Origin of the sequence: Pelomonas caseinilytica (genome assembly GCF_021353235.1) — a bacterium.
In the GTDB taxonomy this organism is placed as follows: Bacteria; Pseudomonadota; Gammaproteobacteria; order Burkholderiales; family Burkholderiaceae_C; genus Pelomonas; species Pelomonas caseinilytica.
This window is the reverse complement of record NZ_JAJTWT010000004.1, coordinates 353,624-374,297: the sequence shown is the minus strand read 5'-3', so window position 1 is coordinate 374,297 and position 20,674 is coordinate 353,624. Positions and strand designations below refer to the sequence as shown.

The window sequence follows — 20,674 nt, the reverse complement described above, 5'->3', positions numbered from 1 at the left end:
GGAGTCACCAACTGGTCAGGTCCGCGTCCTCGCCTTCGCCGCCGGGACGGCCATCGCGTCCGAGGCTCAGCAGGTCGTACTCGCCGTGCTCGCCGGGGGCGCGGTACTGGTAGTCGTGGCCCCAGGGGTCCCTGGGCAAGGCCTTGGCGAGATAGGGGCCAGCCCAGCGGGGCTCGTCCGACGGGCGCGTCACCAGGGCGCCGAGCCCCTGCTCGGTGCTCGGATAGTGGCCGACGTCCAGGCGGTACTGGTCGAGCGCCTTCTGCAGGCCATCGATCTGGGCGCGTGCGGCCTTGACCTCGCTCTTGCCGATCTGGGCGAAGAACTTGGGCCCGACGTAGCCGGCGAGCAGGCCGATGATGACCATGACGACGAGCAGCTCCAGCAGCGTGAAGCCGCGGCGGCGATGAAGGGTGGTGTGGGCGGTCATGGTCCGGACGGGTCAGGGCGGCGAAGGTTAGGAAGGCGCGGTGACCGCGACGTGAAAGACGGGACGATGACCATCGGCATGGGCCGTCCGGCTCATGTCATGGCCCCTTCACCGCGGCCACCTAACGTGCCGGCGCGATGAAGACCCGACCTCCCGCGCTCACCCCGCCGCCCCTCCCCGCCCCGCGCAGCCTGGGACTCAACCGCGCCGTGGCCATGGCCACCGTCGCCACCGTGGCCGTTTCGGCCGTGGGGCTGGCCTCGCGGCTGCAGCCGGCGCAGGCGGCCGTCTCGGCCTCGCCATCGGCATTGATCGTCAAGCTGGCTCAGGCGCAGGGCGACGATCGGCGCCAGCGGGCCGAGCTGAGCCAGGTGCTCGCCGACGCCGGGCTTCCGCTGCAGGCCGAGCGACCGCTGGGTTCGGGCTGGTGGCGTCTGCAGGCCCGCGTGGCGGCGGACGCGGCGAGCCGCGCGGGCTGGCTGGCACGCCTGCGCGGCGACCGGCGCCTGGCCCATGCCATGGGCGACCTGCGCGAGCAGCGCGCCGCCGTGCCCAACGACCCGCTGTTCCGCGCCGCCGCGGCCACCGACAGCCAGTGGTGGCTGGACGACCAGAACGATGCGACCAATCCGGCCGCGGCCGGATTCACCAAGGCCTGGGACACCACCCAGGGGTCGCCGTCGCCCGTCATCGCCGTGCTGGATTCGGGCGTCACCTCGCACGCCGACCTGAACGCCCACCTGCTGTCGGGCTACAACTTCGTCAGCCGTCCGGAGTTCGCCAACAACGGCGGCACCGGCCGCAGCGCGGGCGCCAACGACCCTGGCGATGCCCTGAGCCAGGCGGAGTTCAATGCCAATGCGGCGCTGTGGGACGGCTGCATCGTCAACCCCGTGAGCAGCTGGCACGGCACCTTGATCGCGGGCCAGCTCGGCGCCGTGACGAACAACGCCGGCGGCGTGGCCGGCATCAACTGGAATGCCCGCATCCTGCCGGTCAGGGTCTCGGGCAAGTGCGGCGCCTCGGTGGCCGACATGGTCGACGGCATGCGCTGGGCGGCCGGCCTTCCCGTGGCCGGCGTGCCCGCCAACCCCAACCCGGCCCGCATCCTCGTCATCGGCTTTGCGAGCGTGAAGCCGGTGTCCTGCAACCCCGCCGACGCCGACCCCGACGTCGCCGCAGCTGCGCGGATGTACGCGGACGCGCTGGCCGAACTGCGCAACCTGGGGGTGCTGGTGGTGGCCGCCGCCGGCAACCAGGGCGGGGCGGTCGGGCGACCGGCCAACTGCGCCGGCGTCTTCGGCGTGACGGCGGCCAATCGCGAGGGCTTCAAGGCCATCTACGCCAATTTCGGCTCGGAGGTCCAGCTGGCCGCGCCTGGAGGCGATGCCGGCAATGGCGCCGACTGCGACACCGAACTTGCCGATGCCGGCATCGTCTCGACGACCAACACCGGCACGACCTCGCCGGCCACGGCAGGCTATGGCGCCGTCAGCGGCAGCAGCTTCGCGGCGCCGCAGGTGGCCGGCGCGGCGGCGTTGATGTGGTCGGCCAACCCCGCGTTGACCCTGGCCCAGGTGGAGACCGGCCTCAAGGCGAGCGCCAGGCCCCATGTGACGGCTTATGCCCTGGGCTATTGCACGAGCCTGAACCACAAGCGCTGCACGCTGAATGCGACGACCGGCGGCGCCGGCCTGCTCGATGCGGCCGAGGCGGTGAAGTACGCCTTGAGCCCCGCGGGCTACGTCGCACCGGCGCGCAGCTCGCTGGGCCTGCAGAGCAGCGGCCTGACCCGCTGCGGCCTCGTGCAAGGAAGCACGGGCATTCCGGTGCCGGCGCCACCGGCTCCGGCGCCTTCGCCCACGCCGGCACCGCCGCCGCCGCCCAGCCCGGCTCCCGCGCCGGCTCCGGCTGGAGGAGGTGGCGGTGGCGGCGCCTCGCCGGCTTGGCTGGCTGCGCTGCTGGGCGCGGCGGCACTGCTGCGGCGGCGCGGCGGCTGAGCGCCGCGGGCCGGCTCAGCCGCCCCTCGGCCGCCCCTGGTCGCACAGGGTCGCGGGGTCGGCCCGGGTGAAGTCGGCCGTCCAGTTGGTCTCCCAGTGGGCGTCGTCGTAGGAGAAGGCCTGCTGCCAGCGGGCGTGGTCGCGGTCCAGGCTTTCCCAGATGAAGCGCACCTTGACCGGCTTGTCGCCGTCCTTGTCCTCGCCGTAGAACTCGCCACGGCGGCCCTCGAAGCCGCCGACGACCGGCACGGGGTCGAAGCGGCCCGATGGCGTGGCCACCCAGTGGATGGACCACTGGCGCTTGGCCGTGTCGAAGGTGCGCAGCGTCAGGCCGCGGCGCTTGAGCGTCGGCATGAAGAGTTCGTCGACGTTGGCGATGCCGTCGAGGTAGGGCGTCATGCACAGGTGGGCGGGGAATTCGTCCCAGTCGTGGCTGCCCACGCCGCGTGCCTTCAGCCGGCGCTGCACGGTGGTCCAGGCGCCGGCGAGGAAGTCGAAGTCGCGGGAGTCGCCGCGGCGCTCGAGGGTGTAACCCGGCGGTTGGGCGGCATCGGCGGCGGGCGAGGCCGCCGCCGCGAGAAAGGCCAGGCCGGCGAGGCAGCGGCGGATTTGGGCGGATGATGGCGTCATGCGGGCGTCCTGGGTTGGGGTGCGAGCCAGTCTAGGAAGAGCCCCGCGCTGCTCAAAACGATGAATGCTGAGCTTCACTTGAAGCCGAACTTCGGATCGCCATGACGCCGCCCCTGCCGCTGGAATCCCTGCGTGTGCTCGCGGCCTGCGTGAGGCATGGCAACTTCTCGCGCGCCGCCGACGAGTTGGCCATCACGCCCACCGCCGTCAGTCAGCGCATGCGGGCGCTGGAGGCCCAGCTGGGCGTGCGGCTGTTCACGCGGCACGGGCCCCGCCTCATCGTGTCGGAGCGCGCCGCGGCGCTGGCGGCCGGCATCGAGCAGGGGCTGGCGCTGATGCGTCGCGCGGTGGACGACTGCCGGTGTGCGCGCCCGCCGCTGCGGGTGACCTGCGCGCCCACCTTCGCCGCCTGCTGGCTGGTGCCGCGCCTGGTCGCCTACCAGGCCCTGCCGGGCGCCGACACGATCGCGCTCGACGCGGGCCAGGGGCTGTCACCGCCGGGCAGCTTCGACGTGGCCGTGCGCAGCGGCACGGGGCCTTGGCCAGGCTATCGCGCGACGCGGCTGCTGGCCGAGCAGGGTACGCCCATGCTCAGCCCGAAGCTGGCCGGCCGCCAGCGCCGCTGGACGGTGGACGAGTTGCTGCGGCTGCCGCTGATCCCGGACCCGCGCTGGGCCGCCTGGCTGGCCGCCGCCGGGCGGCCGGACGCGCGGCCGGACTTCGTCGCGACCCGCTTCCCGAGCTACGAGCTGGAAGCGCGCGCCGCGGTGCAGGGGCTTGGCGTGGCCCTGCTGTCGCCGCGCCTGTTTGCCGACCTCTGCGAGCGCGGCGAACTCGTCGCTCCCTTCGACACCGTCGTCGAGGGCCCCGACCGCTACTGGCTGCTGACGCCTATCGATGCCGGCGAGCCCCATTTCGCGCAGTGGCTCAAGGCCGAGTTCGGCCTTGGTGCGGCGCCCTCCACGCTGCCAACGCCATGACCCGACCGACCGATTCCGAGCGCCGCAAGCAGCGCGATGCCGCCATCCGCTCGCTGGATGAGACCATCGCCGAGCACCTCGCCGAGGCCCAGCGCAGCGGCGAGCTGCGGAGCGCCGAGAGCTATGGCCGGCCGCTCGCCGAGGCCGAGGGCTGGGCGCAGACGCCGGTGGAGTTCCGCCTGCCGTTCAAGATCCTGAAGAACGCCAACCTGCCGCCGGCGGAGGTCGAGATGTTCCACAAGCGCGCGCGGCTGCGCGCCGAGCTGGAGGCGGCCGGCGACGACGCCGCGCGCCGCCGGCTGCAGCAGCAGCTCGCCGAGCTGGAGCAGGCCATCGCGCTGCGGCTGGAGGGCATGCGGGCCAGCGGCCGGTTCTGAACGAGCGGCGGAAAACACGACACGGGTTGTCAGCTTAGGTGGCGCAGACTGCGCCCACCTTGAACTCCATGGACCGCCGCGCATGACGCCGACCCGACCTCCCCCGCCACCCCTGGCCGCCGACTGCCGCGTCGTCGAGCTGCGCCAGTACACCCTGCATCCCGGCCGGCGTGAAGCGCTCATCGAGCTCTTCGACCGCGAGTTCGTCGAGAGCCAGGAGGCCACCGGCATGCGCGTGCTGGGGCAGTTCCGCGACCTCGACGACACCGACCGCTTCGTCTGGCTGCGCGGCTTCGCCGGCATGGCGGGCCGCGCCGCGGCGCTGCAGGCCTTCTATGGCGGGCCGGTGTGGGCCGCACACCGCGATGAGGCCAACGCGACCATGGTGGACTCCGACGACGTGCGCCTGCTGCGCCCGGCCTGGGAGGGCGCTGGCCTGCCCGAGGCGTCGGGCGAGCGGGCCGCGCACGGCGCCGCCGGGCCTGCGCGCGGGCTGGTGCAGGCTCGCGTGCTGCCGCTGCCGGCCGCGCCTGTCGCCGAGCTGCTCGCGCTGTGCCGCGGCCCAGTGAGCCAGTGCCTGCGCGAGGCCGGCGCGCAGGTGGTGGCCTGGTATGCCACCGAAGACGCCCCCAACAACTTCCCGCGCCTGCCGGTGCGCGAGGGCGAGCCGGTGCTCGTCGCACTCGCGCTGTTCGACGGCGACTGCGCCTGGCCCGCCGCGGCCGATGCGCTGCTGCAGCCCTGGCTCGCCGCGCCTGCACAGGCCCTGCGCCTGTCGCCCACCACCCGCTCCACCCTCCACGCCTGAGGCCACCATGGACAGCACGACCTCCTCCACCGCGCAAGACTTCGACTTCCTCATCGGCCACTGGAAGGTGAGCCATCGCCGCCTCAAGGAGCGCCTGCTCGGCTGCCAGGACTGGGAGCACTTCGAGGGCCGCTGCCACATGCAGCCCCTGCTCGGCGGCCTGGGCAATGTCGACGACAACACGCTGGAGCTGCCCTCGGGCCCCTACCGCGCCGTGTCGCTGCGCACCTTCGACCCGGTGAAGCGGCAGTGGGCGATCTGGTGGGTGGACGGCCGCCATCCGCATTCGCTCGAACCGCCGGTCATCGGCGGCTTCGAGGGCGGCGTCGGCGAGTTCCAGTGCGAGGACGTGCTGCGCGGCCAGCCCATCCGCGTGCGCTTCCTGTGGACCGACGTCACCCCGGTCAGCGCGCGCTGGCAGCAGGCCTTCTCGGCCGATGGCGGCGCCACCTGGGAGACCAACTGGGTGATGGACTTCGAGCGCCTGGCCGGCGACCGCTAACCGTTCCGTTCACGGGCCACCGGGGCGATCCAGGCCAGCAGCGTTCGCACCAGCTGCCTGGCGTCGATGGGCTTGCTGACGTGGGCGTTCATGCCGGCGGCCAGGCAGTCCTGGACGTCACGCTCCATCGCGCCCGCCGTCATCGCGATGACGGGCAGGTGAGCGTGCTCGGGCATGGCGCGGATCAGCCGCGTCGCGGTCAGGCCGTCCATCTCGGGCATCTGCATGTCCATCAGCACGGCGTCGAAGCGCTCGTGCCTGAGCCTCTCGATCGCCGCGAGGCCGTTGTCCGCCACCCCGACCTCCAGCCCGGCCATGGCCAGGAAGGCACAGGCCACCTGCTGGTTGACGGGGTTGTCCTCCACCAGCAGCACGCGGGCGCCGCGCAGCGGCTGCGTGGCCTCGGCGATGTCGGCCATGCCGCCGCTCGCCGGCGGCGTCGCGCGGGCCTCCTCGAGCTGCAGCTGGATCACGGCATCGAACAGGCGCGAAGGCGTCACCGGCTTGACCAGCACCTGCGTGGCGGGCCGGCCCTGCAGCGCCTCGGCCACGCGCTCGCTGGCGTGCAGGCTGCCCAGGGCGATGACGGCCGGCGGCGGCGCGCCGCGCTCGGCGGCGATGCGCCGGGCCGCGTCGACGAAGTCGGCCCCGGCCGTCTTCCAGTCGAGCAGCAGCAGCTCGCAGGGGTGCATGGGGTCGGCCTGGCGCAGCCGGTACAGGGCCTCGTCGCCGAAGGAGGCCACGCCCACCTGGAAGCGCCAGCTCTGCAGGATCTGCTGCAGGATGAGGCGCTCGGTGGGCTGGGCATCGACGACGAGGGTGCGCATGCCGCGGATGCGGTGCAGGTCGATGCGCTCGGCGCCAGGGCGGGCCTTGCCGAAGCTGCAGCTGAAGCGGAAGGTGCTGCCCTGGCCCGGCAGGCTGCTGACCTCGAAGCTGCCGTCCATCAGCTCCACCAGGCGCTTGCAGATCGCCAGGCCCAGGCCGGTGCCGCCGTAGCGCCGCGCGATGGAGGCGTCAGCCTGGCCGAAGACCTCGAACAGGCGGCCGGCCTGTTCGGGCGTCATGCCGATGCCGGTGTCGCGCACGCTGATCAGCAGCCGCATGCGGCCGTCCTGCTCGCCGAGGAACTCGGCCCGCACGACGATCTCGCCCTTGGGCGTGAACTTGATGGCGTTGCCGACGAGGTTGTTCAGCACCTGCGTCAGGCGCAGGGCGTCGCCGACGAGGCGGTCGGGCAGGTGCTCGTCCAGCTCGAACAGCAGGTCCAGCCCCGCCTCCTCGAGTCGGGCGGAGAACAGGTGGCCGACGTTCTCGATCAGCTCCTCGGGGCTGAACTCCTCGGCCTCCAGCGTGACCTTGCCGGCCTCGATCTTGGAGTAGTCGAGGATGTCGTTGAGCAGGGCGAGCAGGGCCTTGGACGAGGTCTGGACCTTGGACAGGTAGTCGCGCTGGCGGGTGTCCAGCCGCGTCTCGAGCACGAGGTTGGTCAGCCCGATGATGGCGTTCATGGGCGTGCGGATCTCGTGGCTCATGCTGGCCAGGAAGAGGCTCTTGGCCGCATCGGCGGCCTCGGCGCGGTCGCGTGCGGCGGCCAGCGCCTCGCCCTGCCGGTGGCCGGCCTCGTAGGCGCGGAAGAGGTGGTTGTAGAGGCTGCTGTTTTCCAGCAGCAGCTCCAGCAGCACCACCGAGCAGGCCAGCAGGCCGTAGATGCGGCCGGCGTAGAAGCCCAGGTCGAAGCGGGCCTCGTTGAGCATGGCCGACAGCGCGATGTCGAACAGCCAGGCGAGGCTGACCACCATCAGCCAGAGGTCCAGCACCGTGCGCGGCTGCTGGCGCCATAGCGTCAGCAGCGACGCGAGGCTGAGCAGCCAGACGCAGCCCACCGTGACGCCGAAGTTCAGCGAATAGCGGCCACCCACCAGCAGGTCGGGCAGGGCCTCGTGGCCGAGGGTGGCCAGGGCCACCAGAGCGGTGGCGGCCACCAGGGTGGCCAGCAGCCAGGCCGCCGGCGGCGGCCCGGCCGGCGGGCGCCGCTTCAGCGCCGCGTAGCCCAGCACGAAGAGCGGAAAGCCGCCGTGCCAGAACATGTAGAGCCAGACGGTGGTCTGGCTGGTGGCGCCGAGCAGGCCGGTCGGGCTGAAGAGGCCCGGGAAGCTCAGCGCATGGGCGGTGGCCAGGGTCGCCGTGAACAGGTAGCCGCAGCCCAGGGCGAGCAGGGCCTGCGAGCGCAGGATGCGGTACTGGCCGAACAGCAGCACGGCCGTGATCAGGTCGGTCAGCACCAGGGCCGACTCGTAGATCGGGATGAAGGCCGGCACCGCCGGCAGCTTGAGCTTGGCGAAGGGCACCAGGGCCGCGAAGACGGCGATGGAGGCCAACGCCACGGCCACCGCATGGCGGCGTTCGCGCGGGCCCGCCGGCTGCGTCAGCAGAAAGGCCGGGCCGCCCGGCGGCGGCAACGGCGAGGAAGGGGCGACGCCCTGCGCGGGCGGGCTGCTTGCGTCCAAGTCGGCTCCCTGCTGCGCCCGACGGCACGGGCGGTGCTAACAGGATAGTCGAAGTGCGTCAGCTCCCGCGAGCGCGACGGGAATCGTTACAGCCTGGCCAGGCTCAGCAGCACGACGTCGTGGCTGCGCAGCTTCAGGGTCAGTGTGGCCGAGCCGTTCGCGCCGACGCGGACCTCGCGCTCCGATTCGGGCCGGTCGGTCGTGAGCCCCTGCAGGGTGGCGAGCTGCTGGGCGTCCAATTCCTTGGGCGAGCCCATCTTGAGGTAGGCCGTGTGGGCGTCGTTGACCTCGTAGCCGGTGCGGCGCTGCGTGACGCGGTAGCGGCCGGGCGGCAGATGCCGCAGCTCGACGGTGGCCGTGCCGACGTCGTGCGAGGGCCGCGGCTTGCCGAAGAAGCTGCGGTTGCTGACCTTCTGCTCGGGGTTGCGCCAGTCCCAGACGAGGGCCTGCAGCCGCTGGCCGTCGGTCGATGCCCAGGTGAAGGCGTCGGTCGTCGGCACCTGGCGGCCCTGCAGCGCGGCCATCTCCGCGAGGTAGCGGTAGGCGAACCACACGGGCTTGCGAATGCCCTCGCGCGTCATCATGCCGAAGCCGCCGTGGAAGGGGGCGTCAGGCGGCCCCGGCTCCTCGAACAGGTCGCTGTAGGTCCAGTAGCTCATGGACTGGGCCAGGCCCTGGCTCTGCTTGAGCTTGGTGAGCACGTAGGCCGCGCTCATGTAGCTGTCGTGCACGAGGTCGCGCGGGTTGTAGCTGGTGCTCCATTCGGTGAAGAACAGCGGCAGGCCCGGCAGGTGGGAGGCCTCGATCTGCTGGCGCACCCGGCGCACGTCGCCGACGATGGCGTCGGGGTTGGGCGACAGCATGCGGTCCTCCTGGCCGAACTCGTCCAGGTAGCCGTGGTCCACGCCGTAGGCATGGGTGGTGATGAAGTCCACCGGCGTGTCCGTCGCCTTGGCGTGGGCCAGGAACTCGGGCACCCAGGCCGCGCCGGCCGTGGACGGGCCGCCGACCCGCAGCTGCGCGTCGATGGCCTTGATGGCCTTGGCGGTGCGGGTGTAGAGGTCGAAGTAGGCCTTCTGGTCGGCCTTCTCCCAGAAGCCGTCGAGGTTGGGCTCGTTCCAGACCTCGAAGTACCAGCTGTGCACCTCGGCCGCGCCATAACGCTGCAGCAGGTGGCGGGTGAAGGCTTCGATCAGGGCCACCCAGCCGGTGGGCTCGGGATGCGAGGTGTTGCCCTGCCAGTAGAAGATCTTGCTGTCCGAGGTCTTGAGCGCCAGCGGCGTGAAGCCGAGCTCCACCAGGGGCTTGATGCGCCGGGCGAGTAGGGCGTCGTAGAGCTTGTCGATGCCGGAGAAGTCGAAGACGAGCTGGCCCGCGGCGTCGCGCGTCACGGTCTTCAGCACGTCGTGGAAGATGGCGTGGAAGCGCAGGTAGCGAAAGCCCAGCTCGTCCACGGCCGTCTTCAGCTGCGCGAGGGAGTCGTCGCGGTAGAGCGTGCCGGGGAAGTCGGAGCCGACGCAGTGGTCGAAGAAGCGGTCCAGCGGCTGCCGGGCCTCGGCCAGGTCGAGCACGATGCGGCGCCGGGGCGCGGCGGCGAGCGACGCGGAGGTCAGCGGCAGGGCCGCGGCAGCGGCCAGCAGCTGGCGGCGGTTGGGAGAACTCATGCGTTCAGTCCTTGGTAGGTGAATTGACGGAAGCGGACCTCCCCGGCGCCGGCACTGAACAGCGCCGGACGCAGGCTCAGGAAGCCGCCGAAGACGTTGTGGTGGAAGCCCGAGACCTCCATCTGCCAGTAGTGCTGCCGCCAGGTGCGGCCGTCATCCAGGGAGTAGCGCCAGGTCAGCACGTTCTCGCGGTTGGTGAGCTGCAGCCGAACGCGCTGCACCTCCATGGCCTGGCGCGCCCAGCGGTGCTCGCTGCCGTGGCCGTAGGTGAGCATGTGGCTGCGGCTGAAGCCCACGCCCGCATGGCCGCGCTCGTCGTAGAACAGGGCCATGCCGCCCTGGCCCTCGCCGTGGATCTCGAGCTCGACGCTGACGACGTAGCTGCGGTCACCGGCGATGCAGGTCAACGGCGAGCAGTCGGCCAGGGACTGGCCCTTGCCGCGCATCACGAGGCTGCCGTCCTCCCAGCGCAGGCGCGAGGCTTCGTCCGGCCCCGGCGCGTGGAAGCTCCACTGCACGCCCAGGCGGCTGCGCGAGAAGTCGTCGGAGAGGGCGGCGCCGGCGGGGCCGGCCTTGCCGCCGCGCGGCTTGGCCAGCGGCCGGTCCAGCGTGCCGCCGCGGGCGCGGAACCAGCCGTCGGGTGTCCATTCGATGGGCTGGAGCAGGGCCTGGCGGCCCAGCGTGCGAAAGCCGTTCTCGTAGCCGTGGTAGACCATCCACCAGTCGCCCCCCGGCCCTTCGACGACGCTGGCGTGGCCGCGCGACCACCAGGGCTCGTCGGCGCTCGTCGTGCGCACGATGGGGTTGTGCGGGCAGTGCTCCCAGGGGCCGTGCACCGAGCGGGAGCGGGCGACGGTGACCATGTGGCTGGTGGGCGGCCCGGCCGTGCCGCCAACGGCCGAGACGAGGTAGAACCACTCGCCGCGGCGGAACAGCTTGGGGCCCTCGGGCGCGAACATCTCGACGACCCAGTCCTGCGGGTACTGCCAGGGCGTCCAGGCCTTGTCTTCCAGCGGGCCGTCGGTGGCCAGGCCGTCGTCGGTCAGGCGCACGCGCCGGCCGCCGTTGACGAAGAGGTAGCGCCGGCCGTCCTCGCCGACGACGTGGCCGGGGTCGATGCAGCCCGGGATGTTCAGGTCGACGGGCGCGCTCCAGGGGCCGCGGATGTCGTCGGCGTGGATGACGAAGATGCCCATGCCGGCGTCGCGCAGCACCGGGATGTAGAGGTAGTAGCGGCCCCGGTGCTTGACCAGGTCCATCGCCCAGACCGTGCCGATGTTCTCGTGCAGGGCCGCGGTGACGGGCGTCCAGTTGACGAGGTCGGTGGAGTGCCAGATGACGGCGCCGGGGTAGGACTGGAAGGACGAGAAGGTCATCCAGTAGTCGGCGCTGTCCTTGAGGACGGTGGGGTCGGCGTGGTCGCCGGGCACGATGGGGTTGCGGTAGCTGCCGTCGCCGAGGTCGGCGCGGCGCTGGCCCTCGATGCCGGTGCCGAAGCGCGGCGCGGCGAGTGCCGGCGCGGCGGCAGTACTGGCCAGCGCCGCCTGCAGCGCCTGGCGGCGGGAAACGCTCATACGTGCCCCCGCGTCTCTTCGAGCCGGCGGCGGATGTCCAGCACGCGGTCTTCGGTCAGCTCGAAGCGCAGCAGCGAAATCAGCGCCAGCACCAGGCCGATGACCGGGATGCTCGACAGCAGGATGCGGATCATGAAGATGGCGTGCGGGTCCTGCACGGCCTGCTTGGCGTCGAAGCCGGTGAACTGCAGGATCCAGCCCGAGGCGCCGACGCCCAGCGCGATGCCGAGCTTGGAGATCCACGACTGGCAGGCCGAGAACGACCCCTCGCGGCGCTGGCCGGTCTGCTGCTCGTCGTAGTCGACCACGTCGCCCAGCGTGGCGTTGTAGAGCGTCCAGAAGCCCGCGCCGGTGAAGGCGACGAAGCCGCAGGCGAAGAGCTGCAGGTAGGGCCGCGCGGGGTCGTAGAGCCACCAGTCGCCGATGAAGGCGCAGATGGCCAGCAGCAGGGCCGTGGCCAGGCCGACCCGCTTGCCCCGGCGGCGCGCCACCCAGGCGAAGAAGGGGATGCCGGCGAACCCGAAGGCCATGCCCGCCAGGCCCATGGCGGTGTTCCACTGGGCGCCCTGCACCACGTCGCCGCGGCAGACGTAGTAGACCGTGGCGTAGTAGCCCAGCGTGCTGACCATGGCCGTGCCGGTGCCGTAGGCCAGCATCACGCCCAGGATGCGCCGGAACGGCCGGCAGCGCAGCGTGCGCCAGAGCGTGTCGGCGAAGGGGATGTGGGTCTGCGTGCGGGCCACCAGCTTCTCGTAGTAGCGCTCGCGCACCAGCAGGAAGATGGCGATGGAGGCGGCCACCATGATGGCGCCGAGGATGGCGCAGTAGGTCTGGGCGCCGCGCAGGATGTCGGGCTTGCCGTTGGCGCCGTTGAAGATGGCCAGCGTCGTGAACTGCGCGGCGAAGAACATCGCCAGCTCGGGCCCCTTCTGGATGGCGTTGCGAAAGGCCATCACCGTCGTGCGCTCGTGGTAGTCGGGCGTCATCTCCGCGCCCAGGCTGTTCCAGGGCATGTTGAAGCAGCTCATCACCGGCACGTAGATGATCATGCTGATCAGCATGAACACGAAGTACTGCGAGTCGGTCCAACCGCGGCCGACGGCGAACATCAGCGGCAGGCCGATGCCGGCGAGTACGCCGCCGACGAGGATGAAGGGCCGGCGCCGGCCGTAGCGGGTGCGTGTGTTGTCGGAGATCCAGCCGAAGACGGCATCGGAGCCGGCGTCGATGAAGATCTTGATCATCTGCACCGTCGAGATCAGCCCGGGGGCCACGCCGAGGAAGATGTTGAAGACCTGGTAGGCCAGCGACGGGTAGAGCCAGTGGCCCCACATGTCGAGGATGGAACCCAGGCCGAAGCCGATCTTCTGCCGCAGGGGCAGGCGGTCGGCGGGGCGAACGGCTTGGGTGAGCGGCAGATGTTCCGGTTTCATGGCAGACGTGGATTGGGTTTTTGCGGGCCGAGCGCGCGGCCGTTCCGGAGCCGGCCCGCGCTGGCGACGTGCTCGCGGCTCGATGCCGCGAGCGTCGCCGTCCCCTCGGGGGACCGGTCAGGCGCGCCTGCGTTCAGCACGGCGGGGCTGGACGAGGGGCTCACAGGATGCGGCGCTCGCGCATCACCTCGGCGTAATAGCGGGCCGACAGCTTGGGCGTGCGGACCTGCGTGGCGTAGTCGCAATGCACGATGCCGAAGCGGCGCTGGTAGCCGTCTTCCCATTCGTAGTTGTCGATGAAGCTCCACAGGAAGTAGCCGTGCAGCGGCACGCCGTCGGCGATGGCGCGGTGGGCCTCGCGCAGGTGGTTGCGCAGGAAGTCGCGGCGGTGCAGGTCCAGCACTTCGCCGTTCACCACCGGCTCGTCGTTGTAGCCGCAGCCGTTCTCGGTGATGTAGAGCGACTTGTGGCCGTAGAGCTCGGCGCAGAAGCGCGTGGCCCAGTAGATGGACTGCGGCGCGATGTGCAGCCAGGGGCTGTCGGCGCGCGGGTAGTTGGCCGGCAGCGGCACGGCCTCCCAGGCGGCGCCGTCGCGGCCGGCGCGCACGTAGGTGCCGGTGTAGATGTTCAGGCCGAGGTGGTCGGTGGGCAGGCTGATGAGCTCGAAGTCGCCGGGCAGCACCTGGGGCGCGTCGGCGCCCATGCGGGCCAGGTAGACCTCGGGATAACGCCCGGCATGCATGGCACCCAGCACGTGGGCGTTCTTCTCCAGGAACCAGGCCTGGGCCGCGGCGATGTCCGCGGGCGTCTCGGTGACGGGGATGCAGACGTCGCAGTTGTCGGTGAGGCCGACGACCGCGCCCGCGCCGCCGAACTCGCGCACCGCCCGCACGCCGTGGCCGTGGCAGAGCAGGGCGTGGTGGAAGGTCTGCGCCACCACGGCGGCGTTCTCCTTGCGGCCCGGCGCCTTGGTGCCGCTGCCGTAGCCCAGCAGGGTGAAGCAGCGGATCTCGTTCATCGTGATCCAGTGCTTCACCTCGCCGGCGAAGGCCTTGACGACGGTGTCGGCATAGCGGGCGAAGGCGTCCACGGTGACGCGCGAGGTCCAGCCGCCGCGGTCCTCCAGGGACTGCGGCAGGTCCCAGTGAAAGAGGGTGACCCAGGGCGTGATGCCGTGCTTCTTCATGCTGGCGAAGAGGCGGCGGTAGAAGTCAAGCCCGGCCGGGTTGAGCTCGCCATCGCCGTCCGGGTAGATGCGGGGCCAGGCGAGGGACAGGCGGTAGTTCTTGACGCCGAGCGAGGCCATCAGCGCGAAGTCCTCGTCGAAGCGGTGGTAGTGGTCGCAGGCGACGTCGAGGGTGTCGCCGTCGTGCACGGCGCCGGGGCGGCGGCAGAAGCGGTCCCAGATGGATTCGCCCTTGCCGTCCTGGAAGGCGGCGCCCTCGATCTGGGCGGAGGCGGCGGCGACGCCGAACACGAAGTCGGCGGGGAAGGGGCTGGAGTAGGTCAGTGCGGTCATGGAGTCAGGCGTGGCCGTCAGGGCGCGAGCCAGGGGGTGAGAGCGGTGATGGGCGCGGTCATGTCATTGGAAGTCGGAGGCCAGCAGGGTTCGCGCCTGGCCGGGCTCGAGCCGGAGGTCGACGAGGTGGCGGCCCCAGCGGGCCGTGCCGCCGCCGGCACCGGCGACCGAGCGGATGGTGGCGCGCGTCAGGCGGCCATCGGCCCAGGCGATGTCGACCTCGAAGCCCCCGCGGCTGCGCAGCCCCTTGACGGCGCCGTTCGGCCAGGCGGCCGGCAGTGCGGGCAGCAGCTCGATGATGCCGTCCTGCGATTGCAGCAGCATCTCGGCGATGGCGGCCGTGGCGCCGAAGTTGCCGTCGATCTGGAAGGGCGGATGGGCGTCGAAGAGGTTGGGATAGGTGCCGCCCTGGTTGACCTCGCCGCCGGTCCGGACGCTGCGGGCGCCGGGCGTGGCCAGCAGGCCGCGCAGCAGCTCGTGGGCATGGTCGCCGTCGCGCAGCCGGGCCCAGTAGGCCATCTTCCAGGCCATGGACCAGCCGGTGCTGACGTCACCGCGGGCCTGCAGGGTCTTGCGAGCGGCGGCAGCCAGCTCGGGCGTGCGGGCGGTGGAGATCTGCCGGCCGGGGTAGAGGGCGAACAGGTGGGAGACGTGGCGATGCGTGTCGCGCGGCGTGTCCAGCACCGGGTCGTGCAGTTCCTGCGGCCACTCCAGCAGCTGGCCCCAGCTGCCGATGCGCGGGCCGGCAAGGCGGTCGCGCAGCCGGGCGGCATGGTCGCGCGCGGCCCGGTCGCCCAGCACCTCGGCGGCCTGGGCGATGTTGTCGAACAGGTCCCACAGGATCTGCTGGTCGTAGGCCACGCCGTCCTGGATGGGGCCGTGCTCGGGCGACCAGCCGTTGGGTGCGACGAGGCGGCCGTCCGGCGCGGCGACCAGCCGGTCTTCCCAGAACTCGCCCACCTCCTTGAGCACCGGCCAGGCCTCGTCGCGCAGGAAGGCGCGGTCCTGCGTGAAGGCGTAGTGCTCCCAGAAGTGGCGGGCATACCAGGCATTGCCCGTCATGTTCCAGAGGTAGGTCTGGGCGCCGAAGGGGTTGGTCGCGGTGCGCAGCGTCCAGCCGCGCACGGGGCGCGGGTCGGACGCAGTTCGGCCTTGGGGGCTCACTGAGCTGAGGAAGGTCTCGACGGGCGGCTGCACCGAGTGGTCCCAGGGCGGCGTCTCGGGCGGCAGCGCGGCCGGGTCCTTCAGCGCCTGGGCGGCCCGCTCGGCGACGGGGCGGCGCCATTCGGGGATCAGGCGCTGCACGAAGCGGTGGAAAGGCCGCGCCGTCTCCGCCAGGTTGGTCGGTTCGGCCGGCCAGTAGTTCATCTGCAGGTTGATGTTGCTGTGGTAATCGGCATTCCACGGCGGTGTGAGGCTGTCGTTCCACAGGCCCTGCAGGTTGGCTGGCAGCCCGGGTTGCGAACTCAGCCGCGAGCTGCTGGCGAGCAGGTAGCGGCCGAACTGGAAGTACAACGCCTCCAGTTCGGGGTCGCCGCCGTCGCGGGTGTAGGCGGCCAGGCGCGCGTCGGTCGTCAGCGAGCGGCGCTCGGCGGGGCTGGCGCCGAGGTCCAGCTGCACGCGGCCGAGCAGGGCGGCGACGTCGGCCTCGTGCTCGGCGCGCAATTCGGCCCAGGGCCGGGCGATGGCGGCGGCCACCTGGGCCTGCACGCGCGGCAGCGGCGCCCCGCCGTCGGCAAAGCTGGTGCCGGCGCCGAGGATCAGCGTCAGCGCGTCGCAGCCGCGGAACACCAGGGCGTCGCCCTCGGCGCTCATGCTGCCGCCTTCGTGCAGCACGCGCAGCTGGCTGGCGTAGGCCAGGCCGTTGGGCAGGGCGCCCACGGCGGTGAGGGCGGCGCCCTCGGCGGACAGCGCGGCGCCGTGGCGGTCGGTCAGCCTGAGTCGGCCGCTGTAGCGGCCGGGCCGGTCGGCGGCGAGCCGCCAGACGATGACCTGGGCCGGATGGCTGGCGAAGGCGACGCGCTCGAAGTGCACGCCGCCCTGTTCGTAGGCGAGGCGGTGGCGGGCTCGGGCGAGGTCGAGTTCGCGGCGGTAGCCCTCGACCGGCGCCGCGCCGGCGTCGAGTTCGAGCACGACGTCGCCGAAGGGTTGGTAGGCGCCCAGCGCGCGGCGGTCGCCGGTCCAGAGGGTGATGTCGTTGAACTGCAGCCGGTCGCGCGCGACCTGGCCGAAGAGCATGGCGCCCAGGCGGCCGTTGCCGATGGGCAGGGCGCGCTGCTCCCAGCCCTGGGGCGTGTCGGGTGCGGCCTGGTCATAACGCAACAAGGGCTCGGCGGCCTGCAGCGGCAGCGTGGCGGCCAGCAGCAGAGCGACGACGGAATGCAGCCAGGGTCGCAATTTGAGTGCTCTCATGCTCGGGGCTTCCCGATGACGACGCCGCGCCCTTCGGGGGCGAGGTAGACGACGCCGAACTCCAGCGGGTCGGCCGCCATGGCGTTGAGGCGGCCGTAGCGGTGGCGGTCGTCGTTGATGCGCTGCCAGCTGGCGCCAGCGTCGGTGGAGCGGAACAGGCCTTCGACCGGATCGCCGCCGACCAGCACCCGTCCCCAGACGTAGACGGCGTGGTAGGCCGCGCCCTCGGCGGCCTTGCCGATGGCCACGCGCCAGGGCTCCACGACGCCGCGCAGGGTCTGGGCCCGGGCGTCGGCGCCGGCCACGTGCAGCAGGCCGTCGGGCAGGCAGAGCCAGAGGTCGCGGGCCTTGCCGGGCGCGCAGACGAGCTGGGCGTGCTGCCAGGCTTCGAGCTTGGGCAGGCCGGTGAGGGCGGGCGTGAACGTGGCACCGCCGTCCACGCTGACGAGGATGCGGCCGGCGGCACGATCGTGCACGTAGAACACGCCCTCGACGGCCCGGTCGGCGACGGGGCTGAGCACCACGTCGCGCTCGGCCGGCCAGCCTTCGCTCTGGGACCAGGTCCGGCCGCGGTCGCGGGAGAACAGGGCGGCCTGCCTCTCGGGCACCCAGAGCAGGAAGCCGCCGCGCGCCGAGACGGCGACCTGGCCGGTGGACGCGCGCCAGCCTTGCGGCGTCTGCGTGGCCCGCGAGGGCGAGGGGCCGAAGGGCTGCCAGCTGGCGCCGCCGTCGGTGGACAGGTAGCCGCCGTTCGGCGCCATGTCGGAGGTGCGGGCGAGGATGCCGGGGTTGAGTTCGGCCGAGGCGATGGAGCGGCAGGTCTCGCCAGCGGGCAGGAAGATGCCGCTGCGCGGGCCCTGCGAGAGGTCGTCCCAGGCGGCGCCCGAGACGTCGCCCATGGCGGCCAGCAGCGAGGCGCCGCCGGAGGGGCTCTCCAGGCCGAGGGTGGCGGTCTCCTCGATGTTTTCGACCGTGAAGTCCCAGTCCACGCGCTCGGCGCCGAGGTTGTGGGTCATCCACAAGCCGTAGCCGGTGCCGTAGACGGCATGCGCGCCGTCGTGGGGGTCGAGCTTGAGGTCGGCCAGCCAGTGGCCGAGGGCGTGGTGCTGCTTCTTCTGGTAGGCCTGCAGCCAGGGGTGGCGGCTGTCGTCGAAGCGCGAGCGCGGGCTCAGCGGCGTCCAGCTGGCACCGAAGTCGTCGGAGACGAAGATCTCGTCGCCCGGCTTCCAGCGCTCGATGGTGGAGACGACGAGGCGGCCGGGGCGGGAGGCATCGGCGTCCAGGCCCGAATAGCCGAAGGGCTGGGCGGCCGTGGGCTTCAGCGGCGTGATGTCGCGCCAGCGGCCGTCGGGCGAGCGGCGCCAGACGCTGCCCGTCTTGGCGTAGCTCGGGTTGACGACGCTGCCGGGCGCACCCGCCGCGAGGCTGACGTAGAGCGAGCCATCCGGGCCGAAGGCCGCACGCTGCGGCGCCTGGGCCGGCAGCTCGGCGATGCGGGCGAAGCTGACGCCGCCGTCCGTGGACACGAACAGGCCGGGCTGGTCGTGGCTGCCGGCGTAGACGGTGCGGCAGCCCGTGCCGCCCTGGCCGCTGCGCGGGTCGAAGAGCACGAGGGACACGTGCCGGGCCGGGAAGCCGGCCAGGCGGCTGAAGCTGCGGCCGCGGTCTGTGCTTTGCAGCAGGCCGTCCTGCGAGCTGCCCAGCAGCAGGCGCTCGGGGCGGTCGGGGTCGACCTGCAGGCGCTCGCCCGAGCCGCGTCCGGGGCCGTTGCCCAGCAGCTTGAGGCCGAGTTCGTGCTGCTGCCAGCTGGCGCCGCGGTCGGTGGAGGCGAGCAGGGCGGCGGCGCGGGCGCCACCGTGGGTGTAGAGGCCGCAGGCGGCATAGACGCGGTTGGCGTCCGTCGGGTCCACCGCCAGGCTGAGCACGCCCATCAGGTCGGAATCGGCCCGGCCGAGGTGGTCGAGCAGCGGCTGCCAGCGCCGTGCCGCGGCATCGAAGCGGTAGGCCCCGCCGATGTCGGTGCGGCAGTAGAGCAGGCCGCGCTCACGCGGGTGGAAGACGAAGCCGTCGATGAAGCCGCCGGCGCCGAAGGTCAGGCTGCGCCAGTCGTAGGCGGGCGCGCCTTCCGCCGCCCAGGCGGGCAGGCTCATCAGGCCGGCGGCCTGCAGCAGGTGGCGGCGGCGCAGCATCAACGAGGCCGTCCCATCTTGATCTTGAGCATCACCGGCTCGGCCGGCAGGTTCAGGCCGTAGTCGACCTGGTCGCCGTTCCAGACGCGCTCCATCTGCCAGCGGCCTTCGGCGTCGAAGCGGCCTTGCTCGGCGCGCAGCAGCATGCCGCTGGTGCCGGCGGCCGGCTCCATGCGCACGCGCACGCGCTCGCCGATGAGGATGAATTCGTCAGGCCCGATTTGCGCGATGGCGGCGCCGCCGCCGGGCTCCTCGGTGCCGGGCGCCGGCTTGGCGTAGTCGCCGCCCCAGCTGGCCTCGCCGAAGCGGCCGAGGCGGTAGGTCAGCTTGGCCGTCCAGCCAGGGAAGTCGAGCTGCTGGGGCTTGCGGTCGTCGCCCTCGCCAATGCCCTGGGTCCGGCCCTCGAAGGCCCATTGCGCCCACTGCCGCTGGAGGGGCGCGAACATGCGGTAGACCCGCTCGAAGGGCTGGACGATGGCCTTGTCGGTGGCCTGCGTGCCCAGCGGGTGGTTGGTGTAGTCGAAGTAGTCGATGCCGAAGGGCGAGACGCCGATGGCGCCGCGGCCGAGCATGGCGTAGAGGAAGCGGCCGTAGGCCGGCTTGGAGCCGATCTCGGGAATCCACAGCGCGTTGTCGGGGCGCTGGAACAGGCCGAGGTTGGCGTTCACCTGCGCGGACTCGGGGTTGTAGACGTCGGGGGCGGCGATGTCGATGGCGGGCGCCGCGGCCTTGTAGATGCCGATGACGTCCCAGGTCGGGCCGCCGCTGGCGAAGTTCTTGTTCCAGGGCTTGGGCGGTTGCTCCAGCGGGTCGCGCAGGGCGTTGTTGACGTACATCGGCAGGTCGTAGACGGCGCGGCCGGCCGCCGCGATCTCGCCGATGTATCGGGCCACGGCCCAGGCGTGGAAGTACTCGTCGGCATAGTCGCCGTAGACCTCGCGCCAGCTGCCCGTGGCGGCGGCCCTGGGTTTCTGGCGCTCCAGCACGGCGGCGGGCACGGGCTGCTCGAAGGCGGCCTGGGCGGCGGGGCTGAAGTCACGCACGAGGCCGTAGGTGCCGACCTCGTTCTCGACCTGCACCATCAGCACGGTGTGCCGGTCGCCGTCGATCTTCTTCAGGTGGCCCATCAGCGCGACGAAGGCGCGCTTGTCGGCCTTGAGCGTTTCGGCGCCGAAGGGGCTGAGGCTGTAGTTGGCCTTGCCTTCGCGGTCGACGTTGAAGGGAAAGCGCTGCGGGTCGAGCTTGACCCATTCGGGCGTGTACTGGGCGCTGGTGTTCTTCCAGGTGCCGAACCACAGCAGCACGAGGTGCTTCCCGTGCTCGCGCGCCTGCTTCACCAGCGTGTCGAGGAAGCTGAAGTCGAAGCGGCCCTCCTGCGGCTCCACCTGTTCCCAGGCCACCGGCATCAGCAGGGTATTGGCCTTGAGGTCGTCGATGGCCGGCCATACCGTCTTCAGCGCCTCGGGGTAGTTGCTGGAGTTGTGCGCCTGGCCGCCGAGGATGAGGAAGGGCTTGCCGTCGACGAGCAGGGCGTGGCGGCCGTCGCGCGTGACCAGGCGCGGCGCCTCGGCTGCTGCGGCCTGCAGCGACAGCAGGCCGGCCAGGGCCGCGGCCAGGAGGGAGGAGGTCTTCATCGCATGTTCCGT

At 72.0% G+C, this 20,674-nt stretch carries 15 protein-coding genes; 5 read left to right on the top strand and 10 right to left on the bottom strand.

The genetic code is table 11. The annotated features are described in order from the left end of the window. Positions 1–4 precede the first annotated feature (4 nt). Positions 5–430, bottom strand: a complete 426-nt coding sequence (gspG, locus tag LXT12_RS12365) for a type II secretion system major pseudopilin GspG (RefSeq protein ID WP_233392452.1) — start codon at positions 428–430, stop codon at positions 5–7. Positions 431–567: 137 nt separating this feature from the next. Here gspG and LXT12_RS12360 point away from each other — a divergent pair, with 137 nt between their 5' ends. After that, entirely contained in the window at positions 568–2,430 is a 1,863-nt protein-coding gene (locus LXT12_RS12360; RefSeq protein ID WP_233392450.1) for a S8 family serine peptidase, read from the top strand. Positions 2,431–2,445: 15 nt separating this feature from the next. Here the strand turns inward: LXT12_RS12360 and LXT12_RS12355 are convergent, their stop codons facing one another. Continuing rightward, positions 2,446–3,060 (bottom strand): hypothetical protein, encoded by a 615-nt coding sequence (locus LXT12_RS12355; RefSeq protein WP_233392449.1) that lies wholly within the window; start codon positions 3,058–3,060, stop codon positions 2,446–2,448. Positions 3,061–3,161: 101 nt separating this feature from the next. On the opposite strand from LXT12_RS12355, the gene LXT12_RS12350 reads away from it, so the two are divergent. From LXT12_RS12350 to LXT12_RS12335, 4 genes are all read left to right on the top strand, one after another. Then, the gene (locus tag LXT12_RS12350) at positions 3,162–4,040 is read left to right on the top strand and encodes a LysR family transcriptional regulator (protein ID WP_233392447.1); all 879 of its coding nucleotides are present in this window, start codon (positions 3,162–3,164) and stop codon (positions 4,038–4,040) included. Continuing rightward, positions 4,037–4,417 carry a DnaJ family domain-containing protein gene (locus LXT12_RS12345; RefSeq protein WP_233392446.1) on the top strand — a complete coding sequence of 127 codons (381 nt, stop codon included), beginning with the start codon at positions 4,037–4,039 and terminating at the stop codon, positions 4,415–4,417. The genes LXT12_RS12350 and LXT12_RS12345 overlap by 4 nt, the downstream gene beginning before the upstream one ends. Before the next feature lie 82 nt (positions 4,418–4,499). Then, entirely contained in the window at positions 4,500–5,225 is a 726-nt protein-coding gene (locus tag LXT12_RS12340; RefSeq protein ID WP_233392444.1) for an NIPSNAP family protein, read from the top strand. A gap of 7 nt (positions 5,226–5,232) precedes the next feature. After that, positions 5,233–5,727 (top strand): DUF1579 domain-containing protein, encoded by a 495-nt coding sequence (locus LXT12_RS12335; RefSeq protein ID WP_233392442.1) that lies wholly within the window; start codon positions 5,233–5,235, stop codon positions 5,725–5,727. Here the strand turns inward: LXT12_RS12335 and LXT12_RS12330 are convergent. The 8 genes from LXT12_RS12330 to LXT12_RS12295 form a co-directional block, all read right to left on the bottom strand. Continuing rightward, on the bottom strand, positions 5,724–8,237 hold the full coding sequence (locus tag LXT12_RS12330) for a response regulator (RefSeq protein ID WP_233392440.1): 2,514 nt from the start codon (positions 8,235–8,237) through the stop codon (positions 5,724–5,726). The genes LXT12_RS12335 and LXT12_RS12330 overlap by 4 nt on opposite strands. An 86-nt stretch (positions 8,238–8,323) precedes the next feature. Continuing rightward, entirely contained in the window at positions 8,324–9,901 is a 1,578-nt protein-coding gene (locus tag LXT12_RS12325; RefSeq protein ID WP_233392438.1) for a GH39 family glycosyl hydrolase, read from the bottom strand. Beyond that, entirely contained in the window at positions 9,898–11,475 is a 1,578-nt protein-coding gene (locus tag LXT12_RS12320; protein ID WP_233392436.1) for a family 43 glycosylhydrolase, read from the bottom strand. Before LXT12_RS12320 ends, LXT12_RS12325 begins: the two co-directional genes overlap by 4 nt. Then, positions 11,472–12,908, bottom strand: a complete 1,437-nt coding sequence (locus LXT12_RS12315) for an MFS transporter (RefSeq protein ID WP_233392434.1) — start codon at positions 12,906–12,908, stop codon at positions 11,472–11,474. Before LXT12_RS12315 ends, LXT12_RS12320 begins: the two co-directional genes overlap by 4 nt. 160 nt (positions 12,909–13,068) lie before the next feature. After that, positions 13,069–14,427, bottom strand: a complete 1,359-nt coding sequence (locus LXT12_RS12310; RefSeq protein WP_233392432.1) for a GH1 family beta-glucosidase — start codon at positions 14,425–14,427, stop codon at positions 13,069–13,071. A 63-nt stretch (positions 14,428–14,490) separates the two neighbouring features. Further along, positions 14,491–16,839 (bottom strand): glycoside hydrolase family 95 protein, encoded by a 2,349-nt coding sequence (locus LXT12_RS12305; RefSeq protein ID WP_233392430.1) that lies wholly within the window; start codon positions 16,837–16,839, stop codon positions 14,491–14,493. After that, a complete protein-coding gene (locus LXT12_RS12300; protein ID WP_233392428.1) occupies positions 16,836–19,028 on the bottom strand; it encodes a beta propeller repeat protein in 2,193 nt (730 codons plus the stop codon). Before LXT12_RS12300 ends, LXT12_RS12305 begins: the two co-directional genes overlap by 4 nt. After that, the gene (locus tag LXT12_RS12295) at positions 19,028–20,662 is read right to left on the bottom strand and encodes a DUF5597 domain-containing protein (protein ID WP_233392426.1); all 1,635 of its coding nucleotides are present in this window, start codon (positions 20,660–20,662) and stop codon (positions 19,028–19,030) included. The genes LXT12_RS12300 and LXT12_RS12295 overlap by 1 nt, the downstream gene beginning before the upstream one ends. Positions 20,663–20,674 lie beyond the last annotated feature (12 nt).

Coding starts and splice junctions, on each gene's coding strand:
- LXT12_RS12295 (WP_233392426.1), bottom strand. CDS start 20,662: ATGAAGACCTCCTCCCTCCTGGCCGCGGCCCTGGCCGGCCTGCTGTCG.
- LXT12_RS12315 (WP_233392434.1), bottom strand. CDS start 12,908: ATGAAACCGGAACATCTGCCGCTCACCCAAGCCGTTCGCCCCGCCGAC.
- LXT12_RS12305 (WP_233392430.1), bottom strand. CDS start 16,839: ATGAGAGCACTCAAATTGCGACCCTGGCTGCATTCCGTCGTCGCTCTG.
- LXT12_RS12355 (WP_233392449.1), bottom strand. CDS start 3,060: ATGACGCCATCATCCGCCCAAATCCGCCGCTGCCTCGCCGGCCTGGCC.
- LXT12_RS12320 (WP_233392436.1), bottom strand. CDS start 11,475: ATGAGCGTTTCCCGCCGCCAGGCGCTGCAGGCGGCGCTGGCCAGTACT.
- LXT12_RS12350 (WP_233392447.1), top strand. CDS start 3,162: ATGACGCCGCCCCTGCCGCTGGAATCCCTGCGTGTGCTCGCGGCCTGC.
- LXT12_RS12300 (WP_233392428.1), bottom strand. CDS start 19,028: ATGCTGCGCCGCCGCCACCTGCTGCAGGCCGCCGGCCTGATGAGCCTG.
- LXT12_RS12345 (WP_233392446.1), top strand. CDS start 4,037: ATGACCCGACCGACCGATTCCGAGCGCCGCAAGCAGCGCGATGCCGCC.
- LXT12_RS12310 (WP_233392432.1), bottom strand. CDS start 14,427: ATGACCGCACTGACCTACTCCAGCCCCTTCCCCGCCGACTTCGTGTTC.
- LXT12_RS12325 (WP_233392438.1), bottom strand. CDS start 9,901: ATGAGTTCTCCCAACCGCCGCCAGCTGCTGGCCGCTGCCGCGGCCCTG.
- LXT12_RS12335 (WP_233392442.1), top strand. CDS start 5,233: ATGGACAGCACGACCTCCTCCACCGCGCAAGACTTCGACTTCCTCATC.
- LXT12_RS12360 (WP_233392450.1), top strand. CDS start 568: ATGAAGACCCGACCTCCCGCGCTCACCCCGCCGCCCCTCCCCGCCCCG.
- LXT12_RS12340 (WP_233392444.1), top strand. CDS start 4,500: ATGACGCCGACCCGACCTCCCCCGCCACCCCTGGCCGCCGACTGCCGC.
- gspG (WP_233392452.1), bottom strand. CDS start 430: ATGACCGCCCACACCACCCTTCATCGCCGCCGCGGCTTCACGCTGCTG.